Source organism: Streptomyces sp. Ag109_O5-10, assembly GCF_900105755.1.
In the GTDB taxonomy this organism is placed as follows: domain Bacteria; phylum Actinomycetota; class Actinomycetes; order Streptomycetales; family Streptomycetaceae; genus Streptomyces.
Genome location: NZ_FNTQ01000001.1, coordinates 918346 through 937020 on the forward strand (window position 1 = coordinate 918346; position 18675 = coordinate 937020).

An 18675-nucleotide genomic window follows, 5' to 3' on the forward strand; every position below is an offset into this window, starting at 1 on the left:
CCGCCGGGCACACGGCAGCGGGACTGCGGGGATGACGAGGTACGGGGGACGGCGCGGTCAGGCCGAACGGGACGCGATCACCGTCGAGATCGGATACGCGCTCTGCAGCGCGGTGTTCGCGTCCGTGCCGTTCCTCGCCCGGGTCGTCAGCGTGCTGGTCCGTCTCCAGAACTCGGCTCAGCCCAGCCAGCCCGGCCGTACCAGCCCCGACTCGTAGGCCAGGACGACCAGTTGGGCGCGGTCGCGGGCGCCCAGCTTGACCATCGTACGGCTCACGTGGGTCTTGGCGGTCAGGGGGCTGACGACCAGGCGCCGGGCGATCTCCTCGTTGGACAGGCCGATGCCGACCAGGGCCATCACCTCCCGCTCCCGCTCGGTGAGCCGGGCGAGGACGTCGGCGGCGGCCGGCTGCTTGGAACGGGCCGCGAACTCCGCGATCAGCCGCCGCGTCACCCCCGGCGAGAGCAGCGCGTCCCCGGCCACCACCGCCCTGACGGCCCGCACCAGTTCGTCCGGCTCGGTGTCCTTGACCAGGAAGCCGGATGCACCGGACCGGATCGCCTCGAAGACGTACTCGTCGAGCTCGAACGTCGTCAGCATGACCACCTTGACGTCCGCCAGCTCCGGTTCGCCGGTGACCCGCCGGGTCGCCGCGAGGCCGTCCAGACGCGGCATGCGGATGTCCATCAGGACGACGTCGGGGCGCAGTTCACGCACCTTGCGCAGCGCCTCCTCACCGTCCGCCGCCTCACCGGTCACCTCGATGTCCGGCTGCGCGTCGAGCAACGCCCGGAAACCGGCCCGCACCAGCGACTGGTCGTCGGCGAGCAGCACCCGGATCATCGGTCCTCCCTCTCGTCCCTGTCGTCTGTGTCGTCCCTGGCACCCGCGGTATCCCCGGCACCCCTCGCGTCCCGGTCGCCGAAGGGGAGTACGGCGAGCACCCGGAAGCCCCCGTCGGCGCGCGGCCCCGCCTCGATCGTGCCGCCCAGCGCCGCCGCCCGCTCCCGCATCCCGGCCAGCCCGTTCCCGCTGCCGCCCGCGACCGCACCGGTCGCGGGACCGTCGTCGTCGATCCGCAACCGCAGCTCCCCGCCCCCGTGTTCGAGCCGCACGCGCGCGTGCCGCGAACCCGAATGCCGTACGACATTGGTGAGGGCCTCCTGGACGATGCGGAACGCGGCCAGGTCGGCGCCCGCTGCCAGGCGCGGCGGCTTCCCTGTCACGTCCACGGCGAGTCCGGCGCTCGCCGCCTGTTCCACCAGTTCCGGCAACCGCCCGAGACCGGGCGCGGGCGCCCGTGGCACGTCTCCCGGGGCGCGCAGGGTGTCGAGCACCTGGCGCACCTCGCCGAGTGCCTCCTTGCTGGCCGCCTTGATGGTGGTGAGTGCCGACCTGGCCTGCTCGGGGTCGGAGTCGAGGAGCGCGAGCCCCATGCCGGCCTGGACGTTGATGACCGAGATGCTGTGCGCAAGGACGTCATGCAACTCCCGGGCGATCCGCAGCCGTTCCTCGTCCGCGCGCCGCCGGGCCGCCTGCGCGCGGTCGGCCCGTTCCCGTGCCCACTGCTCGCGCCGCAGCCGGACCAGCTCGGCCAGCGAGACGATGATCAGCACCCAGGTGGCGATGATCAACTCCTGGCCGAGGCCGGCACCCCCGTCGCCCGGCGGCGGCAGCCACCGGTACAGCCAGAGCGAGATCAGCAGATGCCCGGCCCACAGCATCCCGAGCGCCGCCCAGGCGGCCCGGCGGTGCCCGGCGACGACGGCGCTGAAGCAGGCCACGGCGACCGCCGCGAAGACCGGTCCGTACGGGTAGCCCGCCGCGAGGTAGGCCAGGGCGAGCCCGGCCGTGCCGAACGCCACGGTCACCGGCTGCCGGTGCCGCCACAGCAGCAGGGCGCAGGTGGCGAGGAGCAGCAGGCGGGCGTAGGCGTCGAGGTGCTCGCGGTGGGGCTGGGTGTGGGCGGCGAAGTTCGAGCCCACCAGCACGAGGACGGTGAGCAGCAGCGTGGAGCGCCAGGGCAGGCGGGGACGTCGAATCCCCGCGCCGGGGCCGGGGCCGGTGTCGGAGCCAGCGCTGGTGCCGGTGCTGGTGCCGATGGCGTCCGGGTGGCTCCACCACGGGGGGCCCGGGTGCCACCACCGGGCGGGGCCGCGCTCCCGTACCCGCTGCTCGTCCATGACCGCCACGCTAGACGCCGTCGCCCCGCGCGAGCGTCAGCCCGGCGAGGTGATCACGCGTACTCCCCGCGTAGTAGGCAGTGGCGCGCGGCGGGCGGCGGCCTGGTGTCAGCGAACCGCCGTCAGCTCGGCCACCTCGGCGTCGAACAGCCGGGCCGGGTCGAAGCCCGTGCCCGTGAAGTGGCCGGCGAGTTCGAGGGAGAGCACCCCGTGCATCCGGGTCCAGAAGGCCAGCGCCCGGCGCAGTACTCCCGGCGGCGCGGGATGGTCACCGGCCCACTCGCGGTGCTGGGAGAGGTGCGCGGTGAACCCGGCGGAGGCCGGCGGGGGCGCCGCGGGCTCGGCCGCCGCACAGACGTCGAGCAGCGCCGCCATGATCTCCCGGGCGATACCGGTGGTGTCGTCCGGGGCTCGGTAGCCGGGGACCGGCGTGCCGTAGACGAGGAAGTAGCGCTGGGGGTCGTCGAGCGCCCAGCGGCGCAGGGCGTGGGCGAGGCCGTCGATACCGGCGTCGGCTGCGGCAGCGGCACCGAAGGTGTCGGCCAGGCTGCGGTAGGCGTCCCGGATCAGCTCGGTGATCAACTCGTCGCGGCTGCCGAAGTAGCGGTAGAGGGCCGGACCGCTCATGCCCACTTCCTTGGCGATCGCGTTGAGGGACAGTCCCGTCGCGCCCGACCTGGCGATCTGCTCCCAGGCACGCGCCTTGATGTCCGCCCGCACCTGGCTCCGGTACCGCTCGCGGGGGCTCGTCGCGTCCGTGTCCGCCGCCATGGCCGTTCACGCTCCTCTCGCACTTCCTCGTTTCAACCTATCACTTTCGAGAGTGGCTCTAACGCTGACGAACACTCCATTCGTAGTAACGCCTTGACACTTCAGCTAGGGCCAGTCATGTTTGTTATAGCTTCTAACGCAAGCGAGAGAGCATCTTGATTGCGAGTCCATCTACACACCACACTGTCTGTACGCGGAGGCCGTCGTCATGGGAATCGCAGAGACCGCAGGAACCGCCGGGAGCACCGGGAGCACCGGGAGCACCGGCGCCAGGAGCACCCAGCTCGTCGAGGTCGTCCTGCCGGGCGTCGTGGAGCCGGACGGCCTTCGCGTCGAGCGCCGGGAGATCCCGGCCCCCGCAGCCGGCCAGATCGTCGTCCGTGTGGAAGCGACCGGCGTCTCCTTCGCGGAGCAGCAGATGCGCCGCGGCCGCTACTACGACCAGCCGCCGTTCCCCTTCGTCCCCGGCTACGACCTGGTCGGCACTGTGCAGACGGCCGGGGAGGGCGTGGCGCCGGAGCTCGTCGGCAAGCGGGTGGCGTCGCTGGTGAAGGTCGGCGGCTGGGCCAGTCACGTCGTGCTCGACGCGGCCGACGCCGTGCAGGTACCCGCCGGTGTCGGCGCCGCGGAGGCGGAGACGCTGGTCGTCAACGGGATCACGGCCTGGCAGATGCTGCACCGCAAGGCCAGGGTGCGCACCGGCGGCACGATCCTGGTGCACGGCGCCAACGGCGGCGTCGGCACGGTGCTCGTCCAGCTCGCCAGGGCAGCCGGCCTTCGGGTGATCGGCACGGCCTCCGCCCGTCACCACGCCGCACTGCGGGAACTGGGCGTGACCCCGGTCGACTACCGCACCGAGGACGTGTCGGCCCGGGTCCGGGAACTGGCCCCCGGCGGTGTCGACGCCGTCTTCGACCACCTCGGCGGCCGCAGCGTCGTCGCCTCCTGGCGGCTCCTCGCCCCGGGCGGCACCCTCGTCGCCTACGGCAGCGCCACCACCAGGGACGACTCCGGCTCCAAGCAGCTCCCCGTGCTGAAGGTCCTCGGCCGGGTATGGCTGTGGAACGCGCTGCCCAACGGTCGGCACGCCTGCTTCTTCAACGTCTGGGAGGGCCGCGCCCTCGGCAAGGACCGCTTCCGGGCCCGGCTGCGCGCCGACCTCACCCAGGTGTTCCAGGCCTTCCAGCGTGGCGAGGTCACCGCGCGCATCGCCGCCCGGTTGCCCCTGACCCAGGCCGCCGAGGCCCTGCGGCTTGCCGAGTCGGGGACCGTCGCGGGAAAGGTGATCCTGGTCCCGGACACCGGAGACGGGGCATCGGCCGACTCGGCGCGATGAGGACCGCAGACCGGGCGGCCGCCGGGTCCGCCCTCGGCCGCCCAGCGGTCTCCCGCTCGGCGACCGCCGACTCAGGGACCCCCACTCAGCGACCGACGGCTCAGAAACCGCCGACTCAGAGACCGCCAGCTCAGAGGCCGACGGCTCAGCGACCGCCGACTCAGCGACCGGCTGCTCGGCCTTCGCCCGCTCGGCGGTCGCCACCGCTCCCGGTGAAGGCGCCGCCGTCCGCGAAGGCCAGCCCGGCGAAGCGTTCGCCGATCCGGCGGTGGGTGGCCGCGTCCGGGTGGAGCCCGTCGGGCAGCGGGAGTTCGGCGGCGTCGGCCTCGCCGTAGAGGGCACGGCCGTCGAGGTAGTGCAGGTGCGGGTCCTCGGCCGCGCGCTGGGCGACGATCCGGGACAGCTCGTCCCGGACGACGTTCAGGGTGAGCTTGCCGCTCGCGCGCTCGGCCGGGTCGCCGGTGGCGACGAAGGCGAGCCGGCCGGCGCCGAGGGCGCTCAGGTCCATCGCGGTGGGACCCGGCGTGTCCTCGTGCATGGGACACAGGATCGGCGAGACGACCAGCAGCGGGGTGGTGGGGTGCCCCTCCCGGACGGTGTCGAGGAAGCCGTGCACGGCGGGGCCGAAGGCGCGCAGCCGCATCAGATCCGCGTTGACGACGTTGATGCCGATCTTGAGGCTGATCAGGTCGGCGGGGGTGTCCCGGACGGCGCGGGCCGTGAACGGGTCGAGCAGGGCACTGCCGCCCAGCCCCAGGTTGACCAGTTCCACGCCGGCGAGCGCGGCCGCGAGCGCGGGCCAGATGGCGGTGGGGCTCGCGGCGTCGGAGCCGTGGCTGATCGAACTGCCGTGGTGCAGCCAGACCTTGCGGCCGGCGCCGGGCGCGGCGGTGAGCGGGGCGTCGGTGCGCAGCGCGACCAGTTCGGTGGTCTCGTTGTGCGGGAGCCAGATCTCGACGGTCTTCTCCCGCCCGGGCAGACCGGTGAACCTGAGGGTGCCGACCGGTCCGGGGCGCAGCTCCATGGTCCCGGTGGTCATGTCGACGACCTGGACCGTGCCGCCGGACACGCTGCCCTGGCCGGCCAGGGTGCCGTCGACGAGCAGGTCGTACACGCCGTCCGGCCGGGGCGGCGCGCCGACGTAGAGCCGCTTGGTGGGGAGGGTGTCCAGTTCGACGGCGGTGGCACGGGTGCGGAACACCAGTCGTACGCCGGAGGGCTGGGACTCGACCATGGCGAGCTGCGGGTCGCCGCACTGGGCGCGGGCCCGGGCCGGGAGCCGGTGCGGCAGGACGCCGTGTTCCGTGCGCTCCAGATCGAGGGCACCGCGCAGGAGGTCGGCGGTGATCGGCGTGGTGATCCAGCGGGAGTCGGTGTTCATCGCCTCTGCGTTCCGTCTTGCGTTCCGTACGAGGGGGGCCGGATCCGGGGGGTCAGGCCGGTGTGGGCCAGTTGCGCAGGAGCGTGTCGAGGGCGTCGAGTACGCGGGTCCAGGACTGCTGGCTGTCGGGGGCACTGTGGCTGAAGCTGCCGCTCAGTTCCAGGTCGACGAAGCCGTGGAAGACGCTGCCGAGCATCCGGACGGCATGGGTCTCGTCGGGCTCGGCCAGGTCGTAGCCGCGCAGGATCGCCCGGGTCATCTGTGAGTGCCGGACGCCGGCACTGGCCGCGGCCGTCTCCGGGTCGAGGCGCAGCCGGGCCGCTGTGTAGCGGCCGGGGTGGGTGCGGGCGTAGTCGCGGTAGACCTCGGCGAACGCGACGAGAGCGTCCTTGCCGGCCCGGCCGGCCAGCGCGTCGGCGGCCCGGTCGGCGAGCTCCTCCAGCGCCAGCAGCGCGATCCTCGTCTTCAGGTCCTGGGAGCTCTTGACGTGCGAGTAGAGGCTGGCGACCTTCACGTCGAACCGTCTGGCCAGGGCCGAGACGGTCACCTGGTCGAAGCCGGCCTCGTCGGCCAGCTCGGCTCCGGCCCGGACCAGCCGCTCCGTGCTCAGTCCCGCTCGCGCCACGCCCACTCCTCCACCTTCACTTCTCAACTGTCATCGAGAAGCGATTATGCATTTGCCTAAAAGCTTTAGGCAAATTAGCGTGCGCCACATGCGACAACTGACCGAGCAGGAGATCCGCGCCGCCTTCGTGAACTGCACCAAGGGCGCGGCGAAACGCCTGAACATCCCGCACGACCTGGACGAGCGCCCGTGGGCCGACCTGGACTACTTCGGCTGGCGCGATCCCCAGGCACCCGACCGCGCCTACCTGGTGACCGAACTGGACGACGGTCACCCGCGGGCGGTGGCGCTGCGCTGCCCGAGCGCCACCTCCTGGCAGACCCGGCGCAGCATGTGCTCGATCTGCCTGACCACGCACACCGGAGGCGTCTCCCTGATGGTCGCCGCCAAGGCGGGGAAGGCCGGGCAGCAGGGCAACTCCGTGGGCGCCTACCTCTGCAGCGACCTCGCCTGTTCGCTGTACGTGCGGGGGAAGCGGGACGCGGGCGTGGGGGGCCGGATGCCGGAGTCACTCACGCTGGAGGAGAAGGTACGGCGGACGGTCGGAAACCTCACCGCGTTCCTGGAGAAGGTGACCGGATGACCGATGGCCGGATGACCGATCAGCAATGGCCGATGACCGGATGACCGCATGACCCCGGTGACGGTCTGACCGGCCGCCCCGCCGACCGGCCGACCTGGCGCGGTCAGGGGAAGACCAGCCCGACGCCGTGGGCGAGCCGTGCGGCCGCATGCCGGAAGAACCGTTCCCGTTCCGCTTCCTCCACGACCCCCTGGAACTGGCCGAACAGTTCGAACCCGACCAGCCCGAACAGCTGGGCCCACGCCGCGGCCATGGCCACCGCCACCTCCGGCGGCAGGCCGGGCACCAGCGCGTCGGCCATCCGGCGGGCCTCGGGGGCGAGTTCCGCGGGCACGGGGGTACGGGCCAGACCGCGCCCCTCGAACGCCTCACGCAGGATCCCGACGAGGACGAGGGCGACCCGGGCGGCCGGCGGAATGGTCGTCTCCGGCGCCGAGTAGCCGGGCACCGGCGAGCCGTAGATCAGCGCGTACTCGTGCGGATGGGCCAGCGCCCACCCGCGCACCGCCTCGCACACGGCGACCCACCGGTGCGCGGGCGCGGTGTCTGCGGCAGCGGCAGCGGCATGGGCGGACTCGGCGGCCTCGCCGAGGGAGTCGTATGCGTCGATGATCAACGCGGTCAGCAGGTCGTCGCGGCTGGGGAAGTAGCGGTAGAGCGCCGAGGAGACCATGCCGAGCTCGCGCGCCACCGCCCGCAGCGACAGCTTGGCCGCACCCTCGGCCGCGAGCTGTCTGCGCGCCTCGTCCTTGATGGCGCTGGTGACTTCCATCCTGGCTCGCGCGCGGGCGCCCTGCGGAGTGGTCATGGGGCGCAGTCTGTCACGGCTGCGGAGCAGTGCACACGTTATGGAGCAGCGCACACGCTTGGGATCACTGGTCTCGTACCAGAGCGGTGCTCACATGCAAGTGCACCGCTCAAAAAAGAGAGCACCGCTCTTGCTTTGGATCACCGATCTGCCCACACTGTTCCTCGAGGGAGAGCACCGCTCTCCCAAGCGGGCCAAACCAAGTGGGGGTCACCATGTCCTCGTCACAACCGCAGCCACAACCGCAACCACAGCAGCAGGCACAACCGCGACCGAAGCCGTACTACGCCGAGGCCAACCCGGTGGCCGTCCGCGTGAACAGCCTCGTCGGCTGGCTCGCCCGACACGGGATCAGCCTCGCGGGCAGCGCCGAGCTGTCCGTGCGCGGCCGCAAGAGCGGCAGGATGCAGCGCGTCCCGGTCAACCCGCACACGTACGACGGCATCCAGTACCTGGTCTCGGCGCGCGGCAACTCCCAGTGGGTGCGGAACATGCGGGCGGCCGGCGGCGGGGAGCTGCGGGTGGGGCGGAAGGTGCGGGAGTTCACCGTGGTGGAGCTTCCCGACGCCGAGAAGCTCCCGGTGCTGCGGGCCTACCTGGAAAGGTGGGGCTGGGAGGTCAAGCAGTACTTCCCCGGAGTGACGGCCGGGTCCTGCGACGACGAGCTCCTCGCGGCCGGCGCCGACCACCCCGTCTTCCGGATCACCGTCAGGAAGTGACGGCTTCCCCGGTCACGAAGTGACGGCTTCCTCGTCGGCCGCGCCCTCCTCCGTGGGCGCGTCCTTCTTCGCCGCAGGCTCCGGGCCGAAGGCGGTGAGGGCGCGCTGGGCGAGCGGGTGGGAGCGGATGAGCTCGCCGAGGGAGGTGCGGCCCTGGGTGATCTCCTTGAACGCCCGCCAGGCCGGACGGAACCCGGTCAGCGCCGCGTGGAACAGGCCGGGGCGGCGCTCGAACACCGCGAGCATCCGCTTGCCGACGCTCATCTCGACGCCGAGGCCCGCCTTGACGGCGAAGGCGTAGTTGAGCGCCTGGCGGCGGGTGTCGACGGCGTCGTGGGCCTCGGCGATCCGTACCGCCCAATCCCCCGCGAGCCGGCCCGAGCGCAGCGCGAAGGAGATGCCCTCGCGGGTCCACGGTTCGAGCAGGCCCGCCGCGTCGCCGCAGACCAGCACCCGGCCCCGGGACAGCGGGGAGTCGTCGGCGCGGCAGCGGGTCAGGTGGCCGGAGGAGATGCTCGGCTCGAAGCCGGCGAGGCCGAGCCGGGAGATGAAGTCCTCCAAGTACCGCTTGGTGGCGGCGCCTTCGCCACGGGCCGAGATGACGCCGACGGTCAGCGTGTCGCCCTTGGGGAAGACCCAGCCGTAACTGCCGGGCATCGGGCCCCAGTCGATGAGGACCCGGCCCTTCCAGTCCTCGGCGACCGTCTCGGGCACCGGGATCTCCGCCTCCAGGCCGAGATCGACCTGGTCGACCTTCACCCCGACGTGGGCGCCTATGCGGCTGGCGCTGCCGTCGGCGCCGACCACCGCGCGGGCCAGCAGGGTCTCGCCGCCCTGGAGCACGACCGCGACCGTCCGTCGGTCCGGGACCGCCGAGCCGTGCTGCTCGACGCGCTGCACGGCGGCGCCGGTGCGCAGCTCGGCGCCCGCCTTCTGGGCGTGCTCGACCAGCTGCTGGTCGAACTCGGGCCGGTTGATGAGCCCGAACATCATCTGCTTGGAGCGGCGGGTGCGGGTGAACCGTCCGTTGTTGGAGAAGGTGACGGCGTGCACCCGGTCCTTGAGGGGCAGCTCGAAGCCGGGCGGCAGCGCGTCCCGCGAGGGGCCGATGATGCCGCCGCCGCAGGTCTTGTAGCGGGGCAGCTCGGCCTTCTCCAGCAACAGCACGCGCCGTCCGGCGACCGCCGCCGCGTAGGCGGCCGAGGCACCCGCGGGTCCCGCGCCCACCACGACGACGTCCCACACCCGCTGCGCGTCGTCCGCCTGCACGTCGTCCGCCGAAGAATTCTCGCCGCTCACGATGGTCCGCTGCTCCGATCAAGCCGTAGAAGCCATATCAAGCCGTAGAGGCCGTTTCAAGCCGTGGAGGCCCTGTGTGGAGGCCCTGTAAAGCCGTGGGTCAGGATCCGTCCGCCCGTGGGCCGACGCCCCTCACCTGTCCCCCCGCATCCTACGGCGGAGATCGCCGCAGGCCACTGTGGGAGGATCGGTCCACTCACCAGTTCAACGTCGCACCCACGAGGAGCGTGCCCATGTCCTCCAATCCGGTCGCCGAGACCGTCGCCGCCCTGCTGCCCAGGGCCAAGGCGGAGCTCGCCGAGCTGGTGGCCTTCAAGTCGGTGGCGGACTTCGCCCAGTTCCCGAAGAGCGAGAGCGAAGGCGCCGCGAACTGGGTGGCCGACGCACTGCGCGCCGAGGACTTCACGGACGTCGCCGTACTGGACACCCCGGACGGCACGCAGTCGGTGTACGGCTATCTGCCGGGCCCGGAGGGTGCCAAAACGGTCCTGCTGTACGCGCACTACGACGTGCAGCCGCCGCTGGACGAGGCCGCCTGGACCACCCCGCCCTTCGAGCTGACCGAGCGGGACGGCCGCTGGTACGGGCGCGGTGCCGCCGACTGCAAGGGCGGCGTGATCATGCACCTGCTGGCGCTGCGCGCGCTCAGGGCGAACGGCGGCGTCCCGGTCAACGTCAAGGTGATCGCCGAGGGCTCGGAGGAGATGGGCACCGGCGGCCTGGAGCGGTACGCCGAGCAGCACCCCGAACTGCTGACGGCGGACGCGATCGTCATCGGTGACACGGGCAACTTCCGGGTGGGGCTGCCGACGGTGACCACGACGCTGCGGGGCATGGCCATGGTCCGCATCCAGATCGACACGCTGCGGGGCAATCTGCACTCGGGCCAGTTCGGCGGCGCCGCCCCCGACGCCCTGGCCGCGCTGATCCGCGTCCTGGACTCGTTGCGCGCCGAGGACGGTTCCACGACGGTCGACGGGTTCGGGCCGGAGTCGCGGTGGGAGGGTCTGGAGTACGACGAGGAGCAGTTCCGCGCGGACGCCAAGGTGCTGGACGGTGTCGGGCTGATCGGTGACGGTTCGGTCGCGGACCGCATCTGGGCCCGTCCGGCGGTCACGGTGCTGGGCATCGACTGCCCGCCGGTGGTCGGCGCCACCCCGTCGGTGCAGGCCGCCGCCCGCGCCCTGGTCAGCCTCCGGGTGCCGCCGGGTGTGGACGCGGCCGAGGCCGGCAAGCTGCTGCAGGCCCACCTGGAGGCGCACACGCCGTGGGGCGCCCGGGTGCGGACGGAGGTGGTCGGCCAGGGCCAGCCGTTCCGCGCGGACGCCACCAGCCCGGCGTACCGGGCGATGGCCGACGCGATGGCGGTCGCCTACCCGGACGAGACGATGCAGTACGCCGGCCAGGGCGGCTCCATCCCGCTGTGCAACACCCTCGCGGGCCTCTACCCGCAGGCCGAGATCCTGCTGATCGGCCTGAGCGAGCCGGAGGCGCAGATCCACGCCGTCGACGAGAGCGTGTCCCCCGAGGAGCTGGAGCGGCTGTCGGTGGCGGAGGCGCTGTTCCTGCGGAACTACGCGGCGGGCTGACGCGCCCCGGGCGGCGGACGTCCACGGTCCGCCGCCCTCCGCTGCGGGCCGAATCGGCTCCCCCCACAGCGGAGAGACCTCGCCCTGGAGGCGGCGACGGTGTGCTTCGGCCACGGGGATCCGGTGGCCGTGGACGCGGCACGGACGCCGCGGGAATCCGCGGACAGGTACGGGCCGCCGCGGTGACCATGGAGGGATGACCGACACCGCGCACCGCATCGCCGCCCACACCGGGATCGCGACCTCCCTGGCCCTGCTGAGCGACGGCGAACTGGCCGAGCTGGTCGCGGCCGGCGAACCGCTCGGCACCGGGATCGGCGGCAGAGCGGTGCGGCTCACGGTGGACGGCAGGCCGGTGTTCGTGAAGCGGATCCCGCTGACCGACCGGGAACGGGAACCGCGGCACGCCCGCTCCACCGAGAACCTCTTCGGCCTGCCGCCGTACTGCCACTACGGCATCGGCGCGATCGGCTCCCCGGGGTTCGGGGCCTGGCGGGAGCTGACCGCGCACGAGGAGACGACGGGTTGGGTGCTGGCGGGCCGGTTCCCCGGTCTCCCGCTGCTGCACCACTGGCGGGTGCTGCCCGAGCCACCCGCCCCGCTGCCCGGCGAACTCGCCGACGTCGACGGGGCGGTGGCCTACTGGGGCGGATCCGCGGGCCTACGGGCACGCATCGAGGGCCTGCGGGACGCCTCCGCGAGCCTCACCCTCTTCCTGGAGCACGTCCCGCACACCCTGCACGACTGGCTGGACGCCGAGCTGCGCACCGAACGCGCGGATGCGGCCTGCGCCTTCGCGGCCCGCGGGCTGGAGGACCTCACCGCGTTCCTCTCGGGCGGCGGTCTCCTGCATCTCGACGCCCACTTCCGCAACATCCTCACCGACGGCAGGCGGCTGTACCTCACCGACTTCGGGCTCTCCCTCAGCTCCCGCTTCCGGCTGGACCAGGCCGAGCGGGAGTTCTTCGGCCGGCACCGGCACTACGACCGCGCCTACACGGTCTACCACCTGGTGATCTGGCTGGTCACCGCCCTGTACGGGTACCGGGGCGAGGAGCGCGCGGAGTTCGTGCGGGCCTGTGCCGGCGGGACGCGGCCCGAGGGCATCCCGCAGGCCGCCGCCGGCCTGCTGGTGCGGCACGCGCCGCTCGCCGCCGGCATGGAGGTCTTCTGCCGGCGGCTGGAGCGGGAGAGCCGGCTGACGCCGTTCCCGTACCCGGACGGTCACAGCAGCTGCACGCTCTCCGCGTAGTGGCAGGCGACCGGGTTGCCGCCGCCCCGGTCGACCAGGTCCGGCGCCTGCTCGACGCAGGCAGTGCGCTCGCTGTCGGTGAGCTGGTTCGCGAACTTGGGGCAGCGGGTGCGGAAGCGGCAGCCGCTGGGCGGGCGGACCGGGCTCGGGACGTCGCCCTGGACGGTGATCCGTTTCCGGGCGCGCTCCTTGCGCGGGTCAGGCAGCGGGATCGCCGAGACCAGGGCCTGGGTGTAGGGGTGGGCGGGGCGGGCGAAGAGCTGCCGGGCCGGGGCGATCTCCACCAGGCGGCCCAGGTACATCACCGCGACCCGCCCCGCGACGTGCCGCATCACGGAGAGGTCGTGCGCCACGAACAGGAAGGACAGGCCCAGTTCGCTCTGCAGGTCCATCAGCAGGTTGAGGACGCCCGCCTGGATCGACACGTCCAGCGCGGAGACCGGCTCGTCCAGCACGATCACCTTGGGGCGCAGCGCCAGCGCCCGTGCGATGCCGATGCGTTGGCGCTGGCCGCCGGAGAACTCGTGCGCGAAGCGGTTGCCGTGCTCGGGGTTGAGGCCGACCAGGCGCAGCAGTTCGCGTACCTCGTCGGCGCCGCCCGGCCCGTAGCGGCCGTGGATGCGCAGGGGTTCGGCGACGATCTCGTGGACGGAGATCCTGGGGTCCAGGGAGGCGTAGGGGTCCTGGAAGACGATCTGCAACTCGCGCCGCAGCGGGCGCATCTGACGTCTGCTCAGGTCGGTCAGCAGTCGGCCCTGGTAGTGCACCGTGCCCGAGGTGGCGGTCTCCAGGTTGAGCAGGGTCCGGGAGACGGTCGTCTTGCCGGAGCCGGACTCGCCGACCAGGCCGAGCGTCTCGTTCTCGTGCAGGTCGAAGGAGACCCCGCAGACGGCGTGCACGTCGCCGACCCGGCGGCGGACCACGCCCCGCGACATCACCGGGAAGTGTTTGACGAGGTCCCGGACCTGGAGGACGGGGGCGCCGGTGCCGCCGTGACCGGGCAGCGGGGGCAGCGGATCGGTCATCGGGCATCGTCCTCCAGGTCGGCGAACCGGGCCAGGGCCTCGGTGTCGGCGCCGACGGCGTCGAAGACCTCGCCGGCCGCCGTGTCCACGAGTTCGTCGGCGAAGTGGCAGGCGCTGTGGTGCGCGCCGACGCCGGCCGGGCGCAGGGCGGGTTCGGTGGTGTCGCAGGGCTCCCGGCGCATCGGGCAGCGGGGCGCGAAGGGGCAGCCCGGGGGCAGGTTGAGCAGCGAGGGCGGGGAGCCGGTGATGGGGGTCAGGCGGTCCTCCTCGCGGTCGAGGCGGGGCAGGGAGCCGAGCAGGCCCAGGGTGTAGGGCATGCGCGGGGCGTAGAAGATGTCCTCGACCGTGCCGGTCTCCACGATCCGCCCGGCGTACATGACGGCGACCCGGTCGGTGTGTCCCGCGACCACCCCCAGGTCGTGGGTGATCAGGACGAGCGCGGCGCCGGTCTCGGCACGGGCGGCCTCCAACGCCTCCAGGATCTGCGCCTGGACGGTGACGTCGAGGGCGGTGGTGGGCTCGTCGGCGATGATCACGTCGGGGTCGTTGGCGATCGCGATGGCGATGACGACCCGCTGGCGCATGCCGCCGGAGAGTTCGTGCGGATAGCTGTCGACGCGCCGTTCGGGGCTCGGGATGCCGACCGTGCCGAGGAGTTCGACGGCGCGGGCGCGGGCCGGGCGCTTGCCGAGCCTCGGGTCGTGCCTGAGGAGGGTCTCGGCAATCTGGTAGCCGACCGTGTAGACGGGGTTGAGGGAGGTCATCGGGTCCTGGAAGACCATGGCGATGCCGCTGCCCCGTATGTCCGAGAGCCGGGCGTCGGACATGCCGAGCAGTTCGGTGCCCTCGAACCGGACCGAGCCGCGCACCCGGGCCGAGCCGGGCAGCAGCCCCATCACGGCGAGGGCGGTGACCGACTTGCCCGACCCCGACTCGCCGACGATGCCCAGCGCCTCGCCGCGCTCCAGCCGGTAGCCGACGCCGCGCACCGCGCGTACGGCACCGTCCTCGGTCGGGAACTCCACGTTCAGGTCCTCGACCTCGAGCACCGCGCCGGACTCCTCGCCCTTCGCCACGACCCTGTCGATGCCGCCCTTGCCGTTGCCGGTGTCGGTCACTGTCGCACCCTTTGCTGCCGGGGGTCGAAGGCGTCGCGCAGGCCGTCGCCGATGAAGTTGATGGTCAGGGCGATGGCGATGATGAAGGCGCCGGGGATGTAGAAGAGCCAGGGCCGGGTGTCGACCGCGGTCTGTGCCTGGGCGACCAGCAGTCCGAGGGAGGTGTCGGGCGGCTGGACGCCGAAGCCGAGGAAGGACAGGGCGGTCTCGGTGAGGATGCCGGTGGCGACCAGGATCGTGGCGTTCACGATGATCGGGCCGAGCGCGTTGGGCAGCAGGTGCCGGAAGATGATCCGGGTGTCGGAGGCGCCGAGCGCCCGGGCGGCCTCCACGAACTCCTTCTCGCGCAGCGACAGTACGGTCGAGCGCACCACCCTCGACACGTACGCCCAGGTCAGTCCGGCGATCACCACGGCGATCCAGTACCAGGAGCCGCCGCTGCGCGAGGAGATGACCAGCGCGATCGCGAACAGCGGGAGCGTCAGCACCAGGTCGGCGATGCGCATCATCAACGCGTCGACGAATCCGCGGTAGAAGCCGGCCACTGCTCCCCACACGGCGCCGACCAGGGTGGAGCCGAGGGCGATGAGGATGGCGATCTTCAGGGAGGTCTGGGTGCCGCGCATCACTTGGGCGTAGGCGTCGTACCCCGAGGAGTCGGTGCCGAACGGGTGCTTCCAGGAGGGTGGTTGGGAGTTGTCGGGCGTGAACTTGGCGTACGAGTAGTGCCAGAAGTGCGGGCCGACGAACGCCCACAGCACGATCAGCACGAACACGACCAGGCTGATCATGGCGGCCCGGTGGCGCAGGAAGCGGCGCAGGACGAGTTGTGTCTGGCTGCGCTGCACGACGGTGAACTCGTGGTCGTCGCCCGGCGTGCGGGTAGCCGCCGGCCCGACTGCTCCGACGTCAGTCATAGCGGATCCTCGGGTCGAGTACGGCGTAGAGCAGGTCGGCGAACAGGTTGAAGACGATGACGACGACGGCGGACAGCAGCAGCCAGGCCATGGTCCGGTAGACGTCGAGGGTGGTGGCGGCCTGGACGAGCATCTCGCCCATGCCGTGCCACTGGAAGATCGTCTCGGTGATGACCGCGCCGCCGAGGATGATCGCGATGTCGAGGGCGGTGACGGTGGCGAGCGGGATCAGCGCGGTGCGCAGGGCGTGCCGGGTGAGCACCCGGCCGCGGCGCAGTCCCTTGGCGCGGGCGAGCCGCACGTAGTCGCTGTCCAGGACCTCGAGCATGGCGGCGCGGGTGTAGCGGGTCCAGGAGGCGAAGGAGACCAGGGCCAGGGTGATGGTGGGCAGGATGAGGTGGCCGACGCGGTCGGTGAACTCGTTCCAGGTGGTGTCGACCTCGAGGTACGGGGACTTCTCGCCGATGGTGCCGAGGAACTGGCTGCCGGTCTCCTGGTTGAACCAGATCCCGGCCTGCTTGAGCAGGACCGCGAACCAGAACACGGGCATGGCGAGGAACAGGAAGCCGAGGAAGGTGATGGTGTAGTCGGCGACGCTGTACTGGCGGATCGCGCTGAACACGCCGAAGACGATCGCCATCACGAGGGCGAGCAGCATGGCGGCGGCGACCAGGGTGACGGTGACCCGGAAGCGGGTGAACAGGTCGTGGCCGATGTCCAGGTTGGACTGGACGGAGGGGCCCCAGTCGCCGTGCAGGACGCCGGTGATCCAGTTCCAGTAGCGTTCCACGACCGGCTGGTCGGCGTGGATGTGGCGGGCGAAGGCGGTCACGGCGGCCTTGCTGGGCGGCGGCTGCCGGGAGGTGGCGAAATTGGCGACGGGGTCGCCGGAGTTGACGACGACCAGGAAGACGATGAACGTCGAGACGATCAGGACGGGTACGGAGACGAGGATGCGGCGCACGGTGTAGGCGAGCATGCGGTCTTCTCTCGCGGAGGCCCGGCCCCGGGGTCTCCGGGGCCGGATGCGGATCCGAGTGGTCGCTGGGGTTACTTCTTGAGGCCCCATTCGCCGACGTTGTACGGCGGTCCGACGTTGGTGGAGTTGTTGCGCATGTTGACGAACCGGGTCTGCACCGCGAGGAAGGTGGGCTTCTGGTAGAGCGGCAGCACGTAGGCGTCGTTGACCATGATCTGGTCGGCCTGGTTGAGCAGGGCGGCGGCCTTGGCCTGGTCCGTCTCGCCGATGGCCGTGCTGATCAGGGAGTCGACCTGCTTGTTGCTGTAGCCGCCGTAGTTGCCGCCGGCTCCGGTCGTCCACAGCTGCTGGGCACCGCTGATCGCGAACGGCGAGGCGACCCAGGCGAAGACGACGATGTCGTACTGGTGGCCGGCGAGGACCGTGCCGAGGTCAGCGGCGCCGATCGGCTTGATCGTGACCTTGATCCCCAGGTTGGCGAGGTCGCTCTGCAGGATCTGGCACTCGCTCTGCCGGATCTGGTTGCCGGTGGTGTAGCGGCAGCTGAAGGGTCCGACCGTCTTGCCGTCCGGGGTCTTCAGTGCGGTGCCGACTCCGGTGAACCTGGCGTCGGTCAGGTACTTCTTGGCCTTGGTGAGGTCACCCGAGCCCTGCCCGCTGGCGCTGACCACGTCCTTGTAACCGGCCGTTCCCGGGACGAAGTTGTGGTTGTAGAGCTGCTTCACGCCGGGATCGAACTGGGCGACCGTCTTGGCCATGATGTCCTTGACGCTGATGGCCGTGAACATCGCCTGCCTGAGGGCCAGGTACTTGCCGATCACCGGGTTGTGCAGGTTGAGGTCGAAGTGCTCCCAGGTCAGTCCGCTGCCTATGGTGTAGGTGACGTTGGGGATGGCCTTGACCTGGTTGACGAGGTCGACCTCGGGCTGCGGGTAGATGCCCTGGACCTCGTTGTTGCGCAGCGCGATCGGCTCCTGGGTGGCGTCCGAGATCACCTTGAAGATCAGCCGTTGCAGGGTGGCCTTCCTGCCCGTCCACTTCGGGTCGGGCTCGTAGGTGGCGTGGTCGTTGTCCACCCACTCGGTCATCCTGTAGGGGCCCGCGGTCGCGTACTTGGTGGGCGGGTTCTTCTGGAAGTACTGCCAGCCCTGGGTCATCTGGGCGGCCGTCATGTGGGCCGCGTCCCCCGCCTTGGCGCCGGAGACCTTCTCGGCGACGTGCGCCGGGTAGAACGGGTAGCCCGCGCCGAACAGGGACTTCCAGTCGGCGTAGGGCTTGGCCATCACCACGGTGACGGTCTTGCCGTTGTCGGAGCCGGTGACCGACTTGATGCGGTCGTAGCCGGCGGTGCTCTCCGGGAGGCAGCCCTTGGTCTGGGTGGAGTCGCTGGCGGGCGGCGGCGGGCAGTCCTTGCCGTCGTTGGTGCGCCAGTAGTAGACGAAGTCGTCGGCGGTGATGGGGGTCCCGTCGTTCCAGGACGCCTTGGGGTTGATCTTGTAGACGAGCGTCTGCGGGCCGGCGCTCGTCTGGGTCGCCGAGGTGACCAGGTCGGTATTGAGCTTGACGCCGAAGTCCGGCTGCGGGACGTAGATCTGGGGCAGCACGGGGGTCAGCGCTTCGGCGTTCTCGAAGGTGTTCCCGTTGGTGTCCTGCACATTCCACTGCTGGATGTTCTTCTCGATGACGTAGGTGAACGTGCCGCCGGCCTTGGTGGCGCCGGAGTTGCAGGTGTCGGCCTTGCCCTGGGTGGCGCAGGAGGTGAGGTCGGCGGAGGTGCCCTTCCCGCCGCTGCGACCGCCGCCTCCTCCGCTGCTGCAGGCGGCGAGCGCCAGGACGAGCCCGGCGGTCAGTGCGAGGCCCCTCGTGAGGGCCGAAGAGTGCGCGCGCATGTCCCTCCTTCAGCCGGTCGTTGGCCGGCTTGTGCACGGCGGCCAGCGGCCGCGAGGAAGTTGAGCTGCGCACCGACGGTAGAACGTCTGTGTACCTGCATCACGTTCTTGTTCATACCGGGACGGCGACAATTCACCCTCGTTTCCCCCCAGGAACCTTCCCCCCCGCGCAAAATCCCCTACACACGCCCCCGAAATGCC

Annotated in this window: 18 protein-coding genes; 6 read left to right on the top strand and 12 right to left on the bottom strand. The window is 71.6% G+C overall.

Annotation, left to right across the window (positions count from 1 at the left end):
- Positions 1-31 precede the first annotated feature (31 nt).
- Positions 32-217: a DUF6332 family protein gene (locus BLW82_RS04345; protein WP_093497548.1), complete on the top strand. Its 186-nt coding sequence runs from the start codon at positions 32-34 to the stop codon at positions 215-217.
- On the opposite strand, the gene BLW82_RS04350 is transcribed toward BLW82_RS04345, so the two are convergent.
- From BLW82_RS04350 to BLW82_RS04360, 3 genes are all read right to left on the bottom strand, one after another.
- A complete protein-coding gene (locus BLW82_RS04350; protein WP_093497549.1) occupies positions 178-843 on the bottom strand; it encodes a response regulator transcription factor in 666 nt (221 codons plus the stop codon). The genes BLW82_RS04345 and BLW82_RS04350 overlap by 40 nt on opposite strands.
- Entirely contained in the window at positions 840-2183 is a 1344-nt protein-coding gene (locus BLW82_RS04355; RefSeq protein ID WP_093507848.1) for a sensor histidine kinase, read from the bottom strand. The genes BLW82_RS04350 and BLW82_RS04355 overlap by 4 nt, the downstream gene beginning before the upstream one ends.
- Before the next feature lie 108 nt (positions 2184-2291).
- Positions 2292-2954, bottom strand: a complete 663-nt coding sequence (locus BLW82_RS04360) for a TetR/AcrR family transcriptional regulator (protein WP_093497550.1) — start codon at positions 2952-2954, stop codon at positions 2292-2294.
- A gap of 214 nt (positions 2955-3168) precedes the next feature.
- Here BLW82_RS04360 and BLW82_RS04365 point away from each other — a divergent pair, with 214 nt between their 5' ends.
- A complete protein-coding gene (locus BLW82_RS04365; protein ID WP_371131474.1) occupies positions 3169-4290 on the top strand; it encodes a medium chain dehydrogenase/reductase family protein in 1122 nt (373 codons plus the stop codon).
- A 160-nt stretch (positions 4291-4450) separates the two neighbouring features.
- Here BLW82_RS04365 and BLW82_RS04370 read toward each other — a convergent pair whose 3' ends face one another.
- Both BLW82_RS04370 and BLW82_RS04375 read right to left on the bottom strand, forming a co-directional pair.
- Positions 4451-5671, bottom strand: a complete 1221-nt coding sequence (locus BLW82_RS04370; protein ID WP_093497552.1) for a GDSL-type esterase/lipase family protein — start codon at positions 5669-5671, stop codon at positions 4451-4453.
- 52 nt (positions 5672-5723) lie between these two features.
- Positions 5724-6296 (bottom strand): TetR/AcrR family transcriptional regulator, encoded by a 573-nt coding sequence (locus BLW82_RS04375; RefSeq protein WP_093497553.1) that lies wholly within the window; start codon positions 6294-6296, stop codon positions 5724-5726.
- A gap of 88 nt (positions 6297-6384) precedes the next feature.
- Between BLW82_RS04375 and BLW82_RS04380 the strand changes: the two genes are divergently transcribed.
- A complete protein-coding gene (locus tag BLW82_RS04380) occupies positions 6385-6879 on the top strand; it encodes an FBP domain-containing protein (protein ID WP_093497554.1) in 495 nt (164 codons plus the stop codon).
- A 103-nt stretch (positions 6880-6982) separates the two neighbouring features.
- Here BLW82_RS04380 and BLW82_RS04385 read toward each other — a convergent pair whose 3' ends face one another.
- Complete coding sequence (locus tag BLW82_RS04385) at positions 6983-7687, bottom strand: TetR/AcrR family transcriptional regulator (RefSeq protein WP_093497555.1); 705 nt, start codon at positions 7685-7687, stop codon at positions 6983-6985.
- A gap of 215 nt (positions 7688-7902) precedes the next feature.
- Between BLW82_RS04385 and BLW82_RS04390 the strand changes: the two genes are divergently transcribed.
- On the top strand, positions 7903-8406 hold the full coding sequence (locus BLW82_RS04390) for a nitroreductase family deazaflavin-dependent oxidoreductase (RefSeq protein ID WP_093507849.1): 504 nt from the start codon (positions 7903-7905) through the stop codon (positions 8404-8406).
- A 12-nt stretch (positions 8407-8418) separates the two neighbouring features.
- On the opposite strand, the gene BLW82_RS04395 is transcribed toward BLW82_RS04390, so the two are convergent.
- Positions 8419-9705, bottom strand: coding sequence for a geranylgeranyl reductase family protein (locus tag BLW82_RS04395; RefSeq protein WP_093497556.1), 1287 nt, complete (start codon positions 9703-9705; stop codon positions 8419-8421).
- A 233-nt stretch (positions 9706-9938) separates the two neighbouring features.
- Between BLW82_RS04395 and BLW82_RS04400 the strand changes: the two genes are divergently transcribed.
- Positions 9939-11294: a dipeptidase gene (locus BLW82_RS04400; protein ID WP_093497557.1), complete on the top strand. Its 1356-nt coding sequence runs from the start codon at positions 9939-9941 to the stop codon at positions 11292-11294.
- A 196-nt stretch (positions 11295-11490) separates the two neighbouring features.
- Positions 11491-12546 (top strand): BUD32 family EKC/KEOPS complex subunit, encoded by a 1056-nt coding sequence (locus tag BLW82_RS04405; RefSeq protein ID WP_093497558.1) that lies wholly within the window; start codon positions 11491-11493, stop codon positions 12544-12546.
- On the opposite strand, the gene BLW82_RS04410 is transcribed toward BLW82_RS04405, so the two are convergent.
- From BLW82_RS04410 to BLW82_RS04430, 5 genes are all read right to left on the bottom strand, one after another.
- Positions 12519-13571, bottom strand: a complete 1053-nt coding sequence (locus BLW82_RS04410; RefSeq protein WP_093497559.1) for an ABC transporter ATP-binding protein — start codon at positions 13569-13571, stop codon at positions 12519-12521. The genes BLW82_RS04405 and BLW82_RS04410 overlap by 28 nt on opposite strands.
- Positions 13568-14689 carry an ABC transporter ATP-binding protein gene (locus tag BLW82_RS04415; protein ID WP_256215630.1) on the bottom strand — a complete coding sequence of 374 codons (1122 nt, stop codon included), beginning with the start codon at positions 14687-14689 and terminating at the stop codon, positions 13568-13570. Before BLW82_RS04415 ends, BLW82_RS04410 begins: the two co-directional genes overlap by 4 nt.
- The gene (locus BLW82_RS04420; RefSeq protein WP_093497560.1) at positions 14686-15606 is read right to left on the bottom strand and encodes an ABC transporter permease; all 921 of its coding nucleotides are present in this window, start codon (positions 15604-15606) and stop codon (positions 14686-14688) included. Before BLW82_RS04420 ends, BLW82_RS04415 begins: the two co-directional genes overlap by 4 nt.
- Positions 15599-16585 (bottom strand): ABC transporter permease, encoded by a 987-nt coding sequence (locus tag BLW82_RS04425; RefSeq protein WP_093497561.1) that lies wholly within the window; start codon positions 16583-16585, stop codon positions 15599-15601. The genes BLW82_RS04420 and BLW82_RS04425 overlap by 8 nt, the downstream gene beginning before the upstream one ends.
- Before the next feature lie 71 nt (positions 16586-16656).
- Positions 16657-18474 (bottom strand): ABC transporter family substrate-binding protein, encoded by a 1818-nt coding sequence (locus tag BLW82_RS04430; RefSeq protein ID WP_093497562.1) that lies wholly within the window; start codon positions 18472-18474, stop codon positions 16657-16659.
- Between the last annotated feature and the right edge of the window lie 201 nt (positions 18475-18675).